Genomic DNA, 13,651 nt, shown 5'->3' on the forward strand with positions numbered 1-13,651 from the left:
GAAAGCCCTTATATGCCTGGTTGCATATAAGGGCTATTTGGTAAATCCGTCGGACGTTTGAGACGGAAAGTTCTGTTATGCCGGCTGAATGTTCCTATAGGACGGCATCGACCTTCTCGTCGTATTCATCTGCAGGTATGCTGTCGAGCTTCTGAAAATCGAAACAGATGCCTAACTTATAGGCTTGCCTTGCCTGTTTCAGGAAGCGGTCGTAATATCCTTTCCCGCGTCCGAGTCGGTTTCCGCTTGTGTCGAAGCTCATTCCCGGTACTGCGATGAAATCTATTTTGTCATAGTCGACAAAGGGCTCTCCGACCGGTTCCAGGATATTGAATGAGCTGATTTTCATGTCTTCCGGACCAGTATAGCGGCGTATTTCCATTTCGGTTTCACTGGTCACTACCGGCAAGAGCACCTCTTTCCCCATTTGCACCATCTCGTCTACAAAGTCGTGCGTGAACACTTCGTCAGGCAATGAATGGTAAAGCATGACGGTTTTTGCTGCAATGAGCTTAGGGTGATGGCGCAAGCGGTTGATAATTGGTTCCGAAAGTTCTTTTAATTGTCCTTGAGTGTATTGAAGTTTACGGTTGCGTATTTCCTTTCTCAGTTCTTTTTTGTTCATAGTCGTGGAATGATGTGCTAATGTTCTTTTTGTGGGAATAGGGGCCGTTTGCCTGCGGAAGTCCAGCCCCTGTTCTTCCATGTTATGTTAATTCGTTCTGTTCTTCTTTTGTTGGCGATATTTCTTTGCGGGTGCTTTTGGGAAAGCCTTTCCGCTGTCGAGTACCTTGACAGCCATCTTTATCATGTCGTCGTCGTTGTTCAGATATTCATTCCATGCCTGCTCGTCGAGCATGTTATAGATAATTCGGCTGTGAATGTATTTTTCCAACAATGAATACGACTTGCGAATGAGGTTGTTTCTTCGTTGCAACCCATTCTTTTCTGCGAAGTTCACGAATCCATTTACAAGTTTTTTACTTCTTAAATATGCTGCGAGCGTCTTCATCTCAGTATATTTATTTAAAGTCTGACGGTTCTCGTCGGTATATTTGAACGCATATTGCAAGAGAAGTCCACGCATTACAGCTTCCTTGTAATACGAGGTTACGTCGGTAGTGTCTTCCGGTATGAATATGTCCGGTGTAATCCCTCCGCCCCCATAAACTATGCGGCCGTTGCCGGTGTGATAAGCGGGACCAGTATGCTTGATGCTGTCCTGATAGAAAAATTCTCCATGTTGATAGCGTGTCAGCATGTCTTGTTCGTATGCGGCAATGCCTCCCGGTTTGAAAGGTTTCTGTATACATCTGCCCGAGGGAGTATAATAACGTGCGATTGTCAGACGAATCATGCTGCCGTCGGGGAACTGTATTTGCTGTTGAACCAGACCTTTCCCAAATGAGCGGCGTCCGATGATGGTGCCACGGTCGTTGTCCTGAATGGCTCCAGCAAAGATTTCAGAAGCAGATGCCGAACCTTCGTTAATGAGCACTACCAATGGAATTTGTTGATAGCTGCCCTTTCCGCGGCTGCGGTATTCACGCCGCGGGCTTTTTCTTCCCTGCGTATAGACGACGAGCTGGTTCTTTTTCAGGAATTCTTCAGCCATTTGTACGGCACTTTCAAGGTATCCGCCAGAATTATCGCGTAAGTCGATGACCAGTTTGTCGGCTCCTTGCAAGTTCAGCTGTTGCAACGATGAAAGCATTTCTGCGTAGGTCCGTTCGCCAAAATTCTTTATGCGGATATAACCAATGGAATCGTTAAGCATGTAAGTGGCAGAAATGCTCTTCATCGGAATGTCGTTTCGAGTGAGAACGAAATACTTTATGTTCTTCTCGCCAAAGCGTTTTATGCCAATCTTCACTTTAGAATCCTTTGGACCTTTAAGTCTGTATTGCGCTTCCTCGTTGGTAACGCTGTCTCCAACGAAAGGTTTGTCGTCTATGCTGACAATTTTATCACCTGCAAGAATTCCGGCTTTTTCGGCGGGTCCGTTCTTTATAACGTTCTGAATATGCAGGGTGTCTTGTTGAATGGTAAACTCTATACCGACACCGGAGAACGAGCCTTTTAGGTCTTCGGTAGCCATCTGTACATCTTTCGCACTAATATAGACCGAATGAGGGTCGAGTTCTGCAAGAATCTGAGGTAATGCCTTGTCGACCAATTCGTCAATATTGACCGAATCAACATACTGGTCGTCGATTATGTGAAGCAAGTTGCTCAATCTGCTACTTCCGCTATTGATGATGTTCAACCGGTTTCCAGAAAAGTGATTGGCATAGAATGTTCCGACGAGGACACCTATCACGACACATAATGCCAGCCATAAAGGCATGAAACGATTATTTTTGTTCTGACTCATTATTTCCCAGATTTAAATATTCAACCTCTATATTGGCGCGCCTAAGCAAGTCGATACCTTCAGTAAGTCTGTATTTCTCTCCATAAACCACACGTTTTATGCCTGCCTGAATGATGAGTTTGGCACATTCTATACAGGGCGAAGCCGTTACATACAATGTCGAGCCATCGCTGTTGTTACCACTCCGTGCCAATTTGGTTATTGCATTGGCTTCGGCGTGCAACACGTATGGTTTGGTAATGCCATTCTCATCTTCGCAAATATTCTCGAAACCGCTTGGCGTCCCGTTATATCCATCGCTGATGATCATTTTCTCTTTTACCACCAATGCTCCCACCCGTCGCCGTTTACAATAGGAATTTTCCGCCCAGACGCGTGCCATGCGCAGGTAACGATAGTCAAGAAGCTCTTGCTTTTCAGTCTTCATGTTGTCCAAATAGAATATGTATTGCTTGTTTTAGTTTTCTTTTGTTATGCCATTGCGTTCTAAAAGTGCGTCGATGGTAGGTTCTTGTCCTCGGAAACGTTTATAGAGTGTCATTGGATGTTCGGTACTTCCCTTGGAAAGAATATTATCCCGGAAGCTTTGGGCAGTAGCCTGATTAAATATTCCATTCTTCTTGAATAGGCTGAATGCATCAGCATCGAGCACTTCTGCCCATTTATAACTATAATATCCTGCCGCATATCCCCCCGACATAATGTGAGAGAACTGAGTTGTCATACATGTTCCATCTGTTTGTTCGCCAATAATGGCTTTTTCCCATGCCTTTTTTTCAAACGGAATGATATCTGCTTCGAACTTATCTTGCTGTGTATAGTATGCCATGTCCAATAATCCGAAACTAACTTGGCGCAGACAACCCATTGCAACATTGAAATTCTGACTGGCTATAATCTTCTCAATAAGTTCGTCAGGCATAGGCTCCCCTGTTTCATAATGGAAGGCAAAAGTACGTAAGAAGTCTTTTTCCACAGCAAAGTTTTCCATGAATTGAGATGGAAGTTCTACGAAATCCCACCATACATTTGTGCCAGACTGACTTTCGAAACGGCTGTTTGCAAAGATACCATGCAGTGAATGACCAAATTCGTGCAAGAAAGTTGTAACTTCGCCTAACCGTAATAGTGCAGGCTTCTCGTCTGTCGGTTTAGAGAAGTTCATTACTAACGATACGTGTGGGCGTATGTTCTCGCCTTCTTTCGTAATACGTTGTCCTTGAAATTCTGTCATCCACGCACCAGCACGTTTACCTTTTCGTGGAAAGAAATCAACATAAAGCACCGCAAGATAAGAACCATCTTTATCGTAGACCTCGTATGGTTTCACATCTGGGTGATAAACAGGAATGTCTTTATTCTCTTTGAAAGTAATGCCATAAAGTCGGGTTGCTAATCCGAACACGCCTTTTATAACGTTGTTTAATTCAAAATAAGGTCTCAACGCCTCTGGGTCAAGATTATATTTTGCCAACTTTAATTGATGTGCATAGTATGCTGTATCCCACGGCATCAGCTTAAAACTATCTCCTTCTTGTTCTTTGGCAATAGAGCAAAGTTCGTTATATTCTTTAATTGCAGCTGGCTTGTAGGCTTCGATAAGGTCGTCAAGCAATTTATAGACATTCTTGACGTTACTTGCCATACGATATTTCATAACGAAATCGGCATAAGTGTCGTATCCCAATAATTGTGCCATTTCTCTACGGAGGTTCACTAAGCGTTTGCAAACTTCGATATTATTCTCCGAATTTGCTTTTATGCATAGCGTGTTGTGCGCCATGTATAGCTCTTTCCTTAGGTCTCGTTGAGTGCTATACATTAGGAAAGGACCGTAACTCGGCGCATCTAACGTGAATATCCAGCCTTCAAGACCTTGTTCTTTGGCAGTTGCGGCAGCGGCTTCACGGATAGAGTCTGGTAATCCTTCAAGTCTTTCCTCATTGGTAATATGAAGTTTGTATGCTTTGTTCTCTTTTAATACATTTTGCGAGAACTTCAATGCGAGCATACTTGCCTCTTCTGTAAGCTTGCGTAGTTTCTCTTTATCAGTTTCATTCAGCAGTGCGCCACTACGTACAAAGCCATCGTAACTCTCCTCCAATAGTTTGTTTTCCTCAGGAGTAAGTTCCCTATGGTTATTGTAAACGGCTTTTATGCGCTCAAAAAGTTTGGGATTGAGACTGATGTCGTTTGCATGCTTAGTGAGAATGGGATTCATTTTTTGCGCCAAAGCGTCCATTTCGTCGTTTGTTTCTGCACTAAGCATGTTGAAGAAAGCACTTTCTACACGCGAAAGTAAATCGTAATAATGCTTACGTCCTTTTACTTCGTCTTCGCGAATAAGCGTATTTTCAAAAGTAGGTTCTTCCGGGTCGTTTATTGTTTTCTCTATTTGTTCGTCCTCACGGCGTATTCCTTCTAACATTGCCTCTTCATAATCGGCAAGTGTTATTTTGTCGAATGGAATAGTTTCGTGTGGTGTATTATACAATCCAAAGAAAGGGTTCAAGTGTTGTTGTCCCTTTCCATTAATATTCTTTGTCATGTTTTGCTTTCTCTCTAATATGCTACAAAGATACAGAAAAACTATGTATGGACGAAAGAGTGTATTAGATTTAACGCAATTTTTCTAATAATGCTATGTTTATTTGTCCTCTTGTTAGTGTGATTGCATTATTTCTGTTTAGCATATTGAGCATTTTTGAAATGTTAAGTCTGCTTTCGTGCAACTCGTTTGCCAATGTTTGCATATTTATTTTTATTATTTTTTTACCTGCCGGATGTGCACAGTGCGTTCTTACAAAGTAGATAAACTTTTCTTTTATATCTTTTGGTTGTTGTTGCCAAGGTAGCCTGCTGCCACGTTGTGCTTGCGAAGATAGCATATTCAGAAAGTTTAGGCGGAATATCAGATATTTGTTTACAAGATTTAATACTTCACTTTTATCGATATATAAAATATTGCATTTCGTTTCGGCAATAAAAGTTTTAGAATAAAATTGTACAAGCCCGAATATACGTTCTGGTTGTATGGCAGTTGGGGGGTCAATCTCTTCAATTATACTATAGCTATGATTGTCGGCACAGCTTTCTATGGACAATCTGCCATCCATAAGAAAATAGAGTTTGTCATTTTTCTCATTTTCTTTAGCCAATGTTTCTTTTGGTTTCAATTTGAGAAATCCAAATCTTGTAGTTCTAACAATTTCGGCTAAATCGGTAGATCCGATACCAAGAAACAAAGGAAGTTCAAGAAGTTTATCGTATATTTGAAGCATTTATTTAAACGAAGCTCTTTATTGCTAAACTATTATTGTACAATTTTCTTTTTTAGTTCTGGGCTGTACCAAACTTTGAGTTTCCCTTTCTGGTCGGAATAAACGAAATAAGCCATAAGTTCCTTATGATTTTCCAAAATCTTTTTGGCTTTCTCTACACCCATTACCATAAAAGCTGTAGCGAAAGCATCGGCTGTTGCACAATCGTTAGCTAATACTGTAGCTGAAAGCAGAGAATGTTGTACAGGATAACCTGTTTCAGGATCGATGGTATGCGCAAATTTCTTCCCACCTTTATAGTAGAAGTTGCGATAGTTCCCACTGGTTGCCATTGCTTTGTTGGTAATGCTGAGTATGGTTTGTATTTCGGTATTCATATTAGTACTGTCTTCAACGGGTTTATTAATGCCAATCTTCCAAGGTTGATTATTTTCGCTAATTCCGCTTACAACTATCTCACCGCCAATTTCTATCATAAAGTTTTTAATATCGTACTTTCTGAATAACCGTGCCACAACATCTGAACCGTATCCTTTAGCAATAGCTGAACAATCGAGCATTATGCGTGGATCTGTTTTCTGTATTTTTTTCCCCACGAGCGATATTTTGTCATAGCCAACAAATTGCATTAAACTATCTATTCTTTGTTTTGATGGCTTTTGTCCATGTTTAACCCCGAAGCCAAATCCCCATAAGTTTACAAGTGGTGCAACTGTAATGTCGAAAGCACCAACGGTTTCTTTTGATATTGTTTTTGCTTTATCGAAAACATCTATGAACAGTTCGTCGAGCTGAGTAGGTTCGTTTCTGTTTATTTTTGAAATGATAGACTGTTTATTGAACGTAGACAACGAATTGTCTACGTTCTTCAATTCTGCCTCGATTTCCTTTTGCAAGTCTTCATTGTTTTGATAAGTTATGTGATAAAACGTTCCAAAAATCTGCCCCTCGTTGTATTGATAGGGTGCAGAATGTTGTTGTTTTATAACGAAAACAGCACCTATTATGAGCAACACTAAAAAAGGCAACTGCCAAAGTAGTTTCTTATTTGTTTTTTTATCCATAAATCTATTCGAATTCAGCGGTTGGACTACAAAGTATAGAAACGAAAGAATAGAAATATGGTATGTGCCATATTCCTATCCTGTATTTACTTTATAAGTTTATTTCCTCTTCGATAAGATAGTCGTTTCGTCTATCGCTGTTACGACTTATTAAGTCGCCCAGGAAACCGGCAAGGAAGAGTAGTGTTCCTAAAATCATTGCTGTTAATGCAATGAAGAATGTTGCATGGTGGGTGAGCAAATCGCCATAAATGCCACTAAAAAGATTAATGGTCTTTTCAATAACCAGCCAGAGAAAAGAAATGAACCCAACAAGGAAAACGAAACTGCCCAACAGTCCGAATACATGCATAGGTTTTTTTCCGAAGTTGGTTAGAAACCAAAGTGTTATTAAGTCGAGATAACCATTAAAAAAACGATTAATCCCAAACTTTGTAGTTCCGTATTTACGTGCTTGATGGTGTACTACCTTCTCTCCAATCTTTGTAAACCCGGCTTCTTTTGCCAAGTATGGAATATAACGGTGCATTTCTCCATACACCTCGATATTTTTTACGACATCTTTTTTGTATGCTTTCAGTCCACAATTAAAGTCGTGTAAATTTTTTACGCCACTAATTTTTCGTGCTGTAGCATTAAAAAGTTTTGTAGGAATGGTTTTTGTTAATGGGTCGTAGCGTTTTTGTTTGTAACCACTTACAAGGTCGTAACCTTCTTCGGTAATCATTTGGTAAAGTGCAGGAATCTCGTCGGGCGAATCTTGGAGATCTGCGTCCATAGTTATAACAACATTGCCTTGTGCTGCTTTAAAACCACAGAAAAGCGCAGGACTCTTTCCGTAATTTCTACGAAACTTGATGCCACGCACATTTTTGTTTTCTTTGCTAAGCTGTTGAATGACTTCCCAACTCTTGTCGGTAGAGCCATCATTTACAAAAATTATTTCGTACGAGAAGTGGTTTGCATCCATTACTCTGCAAATCCAAGCATGCAATTCAGGCAAACTTTCTTCTTCGTTATAGAGTGGTATTATAACCGATATATCCATATCTTGATTTTTTCGAGTGTTGTTTCTGTTATTTTTTATTACGTGCCATTATAGCCGATACTATAAGACTAATAATTGCTCCAAAAAGAACTTCGTACATTAAACAATTTATTGCCATTGGTGTTGGCGAAAAAACTTCTGGTAATGTTGCTATAAATTCTTTTCTGCCTATTCCCATTGCTGCAAAGAAACTGTTATATTCGGGAAGAGATGTTACGGAAGTTATTATTCGTACCACTTTCCCATGGTCTAAGTAGGTCATATAAAGCCATTGCAGCAGACTAAAAAGCAAAGCAGCATTTACGAAAACACGCATGCAATAAAAATAAGCTCGCTTAAACGAAATAATTCCGTTTAAACCTACTTCCCTGTATATTTTCAATCGGTAGGCCACAAAGAATGGAGTTGATATTGTGAGCAATGAACTGAAAGTAGAAAAAACAGAAGACAATGGTAATAGCAAGAAGCAGGCGAAACTTGCTGTCCATACTATTGCTAAATATATACCGTCGTATCGTGCATAGACACGAAGTTGTTTTATTTCTTCATAATTCATACTGCAAAAATACGGAAATTATATAATATATAAGGTGTATAGCTGTTGCAAAAATCGATTTTTTTATTAAAAACACAAAAAGAGGACTGAAAACTTGTTTTATTCAGAAAAAACTTCCTATCTTTGCACTCGCTTTTCAGTAATGAAAAGAGAAATGGGCAAGTCTCTTACGGTCAGCTCCCTTTTAATCCCCCAGGACGGGAACGTAGCAAGGGCAGAAGGTTGTAGCGACGCGATAAGAATCGCTTGCCCACCTTCGCCTCTTTAGCTCAGTTGGCCAGAGCACGTGATTTGTAATCTCGGGGTCGTTGGTTCGAATCCGACAAGAGGCTCGAAATAAATAGTAATTTTAAGGGTACTTTTCACTAAGTACTCTTTTTTTTGCCCAATTATTTTCTTGTTTTATGTATAATGCAGGGTGAATTCATTTTTACATTTAAAAAAATATGCATATTTTGCTTTTTTTGATGTTCTTTACAAGGTCTATACGACTGAAAAAGAGAAACGAAATATGCAAAAGGTATATAGGTTTCAAGAAGAAAAATCCTGTAACAATTATCTTTCCCAGTGAGATTTGTAGGACGTTGCCTTTATGCTTCCTCTTTATTCTTTTTATAATATAGGTAAGAAATGGTAGAAAGTATCATAAACAGACCAATGAATATGCAATCTTTTAAAGATGGGGTATCTCTTACGTTAGCTGCCAGATAAAACGGAACAGAAATAAAGAAGAGCGAAGATAGCATCTTGGCAATATTTGCAAAGTACGTTTTTCTGAACATTACATTAAGCCCTTCTATATCAATATCTTGATGCTTCTGTTTGAAAATATTTCTCTTTATGTCATAATCTTTACTGTAGTGTTGTCCGATACCAAACCAAATGAGTGCCCACGACAGAAAAAGAGTTGCTGATAGAAAACCTCCAGTCTCTTCGTCTATGAAATAACTAAATGGTCTTTTAGTTATATACAGATATGCTCCCAAAAGGAGTATGACGAACAAATTCCATATACTCATGGATATTATTCCTCTTTTAAAATGTTTATTCATCACCTTTTCCTTTCTATTTTAAGTTAGCAGAATTGCTATATTCAACACAAAGGTTATTTCTTCATTTTTAATAGATTAAATAAGTTTCGTAATTATGCACAAAGGTATATATATCTTCAAACTATTTTCCCAAATTTTAATACACTTTCAAAAGTGCATTATTAATAGACTTGTCTATGTTTATTTCGCCTCTCTCTGTCTTTTTACCATACCCGAAGTTATATGTCAATTTTAGATTTACACACCTTCCATTGCTTTCGCTATAACTCCAACTATTTTGATTGTAACAGCCATAGTCCATTGAAATATGTGAGACATCGTAACGTCTGAAAGGATTTCGTACCATTCCCTCAACAGAAAGGTTCTTATGTTTCCAGTTTACTGAAAGTTCATATTGTGGCTTTCTGTGTGCCAAATAAGGTTCACTCACAAATAAAGCTGTATATGGGGTTTTATAAGTGGCTTTAATTCGTAGTTCGCCAATGAGACAGGTGGCAGTCAGATGGGCTCTCAATATGTTTTTTGAAATGTTGTAATGCTTACCTTTAAGAGCATTATGTTCTCCAATGCCAGTTAAATTCAAACGCAACTTATTGTTAAAAGCATTGTATGCGTAAGATGCCGTTAGCATATTGCCATAAAGGTTCCCCTCATTAACTTTCGTGTCGTATATAACCTGCCTTTCGGCTGTATACACATGGCAGATATTGTCAAAGTATATGAAATTGTTATAAGATACCGATATTCGCGAATTTCCGAACTGTCCGTTATAAGATAGCGTGTTATTAAGCACACGCAGTGTTTTAAGATTGGGATTTCCTTTTACAACTTCAAAGAAGGACTTCCTCATTACCATATTATTTTTGTTCGATGGATCGAAAAGTGTGTGAGTGTAAAGACCATTCAACGACAGCGAATTATGATTGTTTATTATACAGTTTCCACCATAAAAAGCTATTGGGTGGCAATAATTATAATGATTTGTATTCAGACTTACTGCTGTGTTGGAAATGCCAGTAGATAGGTAATAATAGTATTTCTCTGAATTCTTGCCAACCTGAAGCATTGCTATTGTAGCATTTGTAATAAGCTTTTGTTCGTCACCCCAGTTTCCATTGTAAGTATCCTTATAATAATTATGTTCGTGCGAGGCGACAGCTGTTAAAGTATAGTTGTTCCTTAAAGTTTTGAAATATTGAACCTTGCCTGTCATTGCATGGTTATTTTCATGACTATTTGTAGCAATAGAAGATTGTGTAGTCTCGTCATATAAGCTTGAATATTTATTATGACCATAAGAGAAAGAACCTGTAAAATCGAGCATCTGCTCTTTAGGAAGCCATAGTGTATAGTTTGCAAAAACAGAGGGAGAGATATTTCTATTCTGTGTTGTAACGTTCTTCATGGTTCTTCCAATGAACATTCCATTATATTCAGTATTACTTATTGAAATGGATTTTGGTACAGCTTGACGAACAAAAGATGCATATATATTGAGTCGATGTTTACTTCCGATAGACGTAAGCTTAAGTTTCCCACCTTGATTGTTGGTCTTACATAATGACGACATTGATGTATAATTCCTTTCAAGTGTATTGCCATCAGAGAAAACATACTTATCTGTTCCTTCGTTATAGCTATGTTCATGGTTCCAGTCAATCGAAGTAGTAAACGAAAGTGTAACGCCTTTGCGAGTGTAGTCTAAATAGCCAAGATAGTTGCCTTGTTTATAAGCAAATCCTTCTTCTGCTGAGAAATATACATTCCCACCATATTTATATTGTATTGTTATAAAATTGAGAACACCTGCTTTTCCTGCATATTTTCCTCCAGGTGTACGAACATACTCGATAGATTGCACATTCTTTGCCCGGAGCAAAGCTACTTCCTCGTCTGACACTTCCATTCCGTTAATACATATTACGACACTTCCTCCACTTTTTGTGGTAATGTTATGTAAACGTGTATTAATTTCTAATTCAGAAGTGTTCATTACGTCTATTAGTTCAAATCCATTAGTGGCGTGCTTTCTTTCCATTTCTGTCGGGCGCAAAATGACTTTTCGTGAAGTTTCTATCTGATTACCGCTATTGACAATTACCTCTGGTAAGTTTTTCACCTGCAATGTATCCTGACTCTGGGCAGAAGAAGCAAGACTAAATATAAAGATTATTAGTGCTGAAAATAGGAGTTTCATATATAATGTTGTAATTCAATCTCTAATGGATTTCTGATGATTAATATCTAATTATATGACATCTGAAAGATGTCATATTCATTCATTTTGCAAATATAAACATTCATTCATTATTTTGCAAACGTTTGCTTATGAAAGAAATCGTACGGATAAAATTTTAACATCTTGATGCCAAAAATATTACAGTAATTAATTATGAACACCTACTTATAATGAAAATACAGATGATCTTTAATTAAAGTTCTCCTCATTTCTTATTATGAATTTTTATTTTCTTATTATAAATTCTACTGTCCGATACAGTGTGAAGAGGATTAGCATGAAAAAGGAGGTAAACAGCTGTGAATGTGCTTACCTCCTACTTAATAAGTTTATATTCTTATTTTACTTGTACTACAAGATATTTGCTTGTACTCCAGAAAGTTTGTGGGTCGTTGATGCGAAGAATGTATTGTCCTGCTGCATCTTTCGTAAGTGAATAGCTGCTGCTTGGGTGAGCTGTAAGAATAGTTGCATTCTTACTGTACAATTTAACTTCACGTGTAGAACGAATATCTATCTTTGTGAAATAGTTTTTGTTGAAACTGCCTTGTAGTACTTTTCCACCAGAAAGAATTCTTTGATCTTTAAGCTCTTTCTTTGTGCCGAATACATACCAACCAGTATTTAGTTGCATGTCTTGTGAAGATATAGTTTCACTCTTTTGGTTCGATTCTGTCTGCAAGTTTGCCTTTTCTGTTTCAAGATTCTGTTTTGCAGCTGTCAGATTTTCTTTGTCGGCTTTTAAATTGGAAACGTCGCTGTTCAAACCAGTAATTGTTTGGTCGAGCTCCTTAATGTGAATATTCTTAGAAGCCAATTCTGTCCGGAGTGCTTTCAGCTCATTATCCTTCTGTACTAATTGAGCAGTCATTTGACTAAGGGTCTTTTTCATTTCTTCACCCTTGAATCCTGTTTCTTGAAGCTGTTTTTGGAGTTTCTTTATCAGTTCGCGATTTTCCTGCATACGTTGAGCAATAAATTGTATATTCTCTCTTATCTGTGCAGTCTTATCTCCTTTCTCTCCTTCTTTTGCTAAAGTAACACGGTTTTCTGCTGCATTAATCTCTGCAAATCCTTGTTGAATCTGATTGAGTGTTGCCATCATATCGTTTACTTCGTTATCACGGGCATTAATAATAGCACGCAAAGAATCGTTCTGGATTTCTGCGGGATTAATTGTAGACTTTTCTTGTTTGCAAGAAGCAAGTGCTATAGCACCGCAAGCTGCATAAATTAATAGCTTTTTCATATTCTATCTATTTTCATTATACTTCGAAGAATGTTGCTCTTCGTTAATGTCTTTTCTTTTTCTCTCTTTCTCTTTCCCTGCCAATACTATGACAAATTCGCCTTTGGGTGTAGTTTCTTTGAAATGTGCAAGCACTTGGACTAAAGTTCCGCGCACACTTTCTTCGTACACCTTAGATATTTCGCGACAACAACTAACCATACGACTTTCACCAAAGCCTTCGATGAATTGTTCCAATGTTTTTACGATGCGATAGGGTGATTCGTAAAATATCATTGTCCGGGTTTCGCTGGCAAGGCTTTCTATCTGTGTCTTGCGTCCTTTCTTTTGTGGCAAGAAACCTTCGAAACAAAAGCGGTCGCACGGAAAACCACTCGAAACAATTGCTGGAATTAGGGCAGTGGCACCTGGAAGTGTCTGGACTGTAATGCCTGCTGAAATAGCTTCGCGAGCCAAATAGAAGCCTGGGTCGCTAATTCCGGGTGTACCTGCATCGGAGATGAGCGCAATAGTTTCGCCAGCCTTTAGCCTGTCTACTATTTTTGCTGCTGTTCCGTGTTCATTATATTTGTGGTGGGATACTAAATGGTTTTTTATATCGAAATGTTTCAACAAGTTACTCGACGTGCGAGTATCTTCACAGAGTATCAAGTCTGCTTCCTTAAGAATACGAACGGCACGAAATGTCATGTCTTCCATATTCCCTACTGGTGTTGGTACAAGATATAAAATTCCCATAAGTGATGCAAATGTAAATGAAAAGTATTGAATGTCAAAATTAATTAGGA

At 38.4% G+C, this 13,651-nt stretch carries 12 protein-coding genes, 1 tRNA gene and 1 other RNA gene; 2 read left to right on the forward strand and 12 right to left on the reverse strand.

The features are described from left to right. Positions 1–94: 94 nt before the first annotated feature. The 8 genes from RDV52_RS06950 to RDV52_RS06985 all read right to left on the reverse strand — a co-directional run bounded on the left by RDV52_RS06950 (position 95) and on the right by RDV52_RS06985 (position 8,323). Positions 95–625, reverse strand: a complete 531-nt coding sequence (locus RDV52_RS06950) for a 5-formyltetrahydrofolate cyclo-ligase (protein ID WP_036874782.1) — start codon at positions 623–625, stop codon at positions 95–97. A gap of 87 nt (positions 626–712) precedes the next feature. Beyond that, a complete protein-coding gene (locus RDV52_RS06955) occupies positions 713–2,374 on the reverse strand; it encodes a S41 family peptidase (protein WP_004366344.1) in 1,662 nt (553 codons plus the stop codon). Further along, a complete protein-coding gene (locus tag RDV52_RS06960) occupies positions 2,355–2,801 on the reverse strand; it encodes a dCMP deaminase family protein (protein ID WP_004362014.1) in 447 nt (148 codons plus the stop codon). The genes RDV52_RS06955 and RDV52_RS06960 overlap by 20 nt, the downstream gene beginning before the upstream one ends. Before the next feature lie 30 nt (positions 2,802–2,831). Beyond that, positions 2,832–4,922 (reverse strand): M3 family metallopeptidase, encoded by a 2,091-nt coding sequence (locus RDV52_RS06965; protein ID WP_004366343.1) that lies wholly within the window; start codon positions 4,920–4,922, stop codon positions 2,832–2,834. Positions 4,923–4,992: 70 nt separating this feature from the next. Further along, complete coding sequence (locus tag RDV52_RS06970) at positions 4,993–5,655, reverse strand: Crp/Fnr family transcriptional regulator (protein WP_004366342.1); 663 nt, start codon at positions 5,653–5,655, stop codon at positions 4,993–4,995. A gap of 32 nt (positions 5,656–5,687) precedes the next feature. Continuing rightward, positions 5,688–6,719, reverse strand: coding sequence for an FAD:protein FMN transferase (locus tag RDV52_RS06975; RefSeq protein ID WP_004366341.1), 1,032 nt, complete (start codon positions 6,717–6,719; stop codon positions 5,688–5,690). 91 nt (positions 6,720–6,810) lie between these two features. Further along, on the reverse strand, positions 6,811–7,767 hold the full coding sequence (locus RDV52_RS06980) for a glycosyltransferase family 2 protein (RefSeq protein WP_004366340.1): 957 nt from the start codon (positions 7,765–7,767) through the stop codon (positions 6,811–6,813). A 28-nt stretch (positions 7,768–7,795) separates the two neighbouring features. After that, positions 7,796–8,323, reverse strand: coding sequence for a DUF4199 domain-containing protein (locus RDV52_RS06985; protein WP_004362009.1), 528 nt, complete (start codon positions 8,321–8,323; stop codon positions 7,796–7,798). 156 nt (positions 8,324–8,479) lie between these two features. Here RDV52_RS06985 and ffs point away from each other — a divergent pair. Continuing rightward, an RNA gene (ffs, locus tag RDV52_RS06990) (signal recognition particle sRNA small type) lies at positions 8,480–8,572 on the forward strand. Positions 8,573–8,581: 9 nt separating this feature from the next. Continuing rightward, a tRNA-Thr gene (locus tag RDV52_RS06995) sits at positions 8,582–8,655 on the forward strand. Between the two features lie 258 nt (positions 8,656–8,913). Here the strand turns inward: RDV52_RS06995 and RDV52_RS07000 are convergent. The 4 genes from RDV52_RS07000 to rsmI all read right to left on the reverse strand — a co-directional run bounded on the left by RDV52_RS07000 (position 8,914) and on the right by rsmI (position 13,601). Next, entirely contained in the window at positions 8,914–9,375 is a 462-nt protein-coding gene (locus tag RDV52_RS07000; RefSeq protein WP_004366339.1) for a hypothetical protein, read from the reverse strand. 136 nt (positions 9,376–9,511) lie between these two features. Then, complete coding sequence (locus RDV52_RS07005) at positions 9,512–11,572, reverse strand: TonB-dependent receptor (protein ID WP_004366338.1); 2,061 nt, start codon at positions 11,570–11,572, stop codon at positions 9,512–9,514. 379 nt (positions 11,573–11,951) lie between these two features. Next, the gene (locus tag RDV52_RS07010) at positions 11,952–12,863 is read right to left on the reverse strand and encodes a Cbp1 family collagen-binding glycoprotein adhesin (protein ID WP_004362006.1); all 912 of its coding nucleotides are present in this window, start codon (positions 12,861–12,863) and stop codon (positions 11,952–11,954) included. Between the two features lie 3 nt (positions 12,864–12,866). Further along, positions 12,867–13,601, reverse strand: a complete 735-nt coding sequence (gene rsmI, locus RDV52_RS07015; RefSeq protein WP_004366337.1) for a 16S rRNA (cytidine(1402)-2'-O)-methyltransferase — start codon at positions 13,599–13,601, stop codon at positions 12,867–12,869. Positions 13,602–13,651 lie beyond the last annotated feature (50 nt).

Origin of the sequence: Prevotella nigrescens (assembly GCF_031191185.1) — a bacterium.
Lineage (GTDB): Bacteria > Bacteroidota > Bacteroidia > Bacteroidales > Bacteroidaceae > Prevotella > Prevotella nigrescens.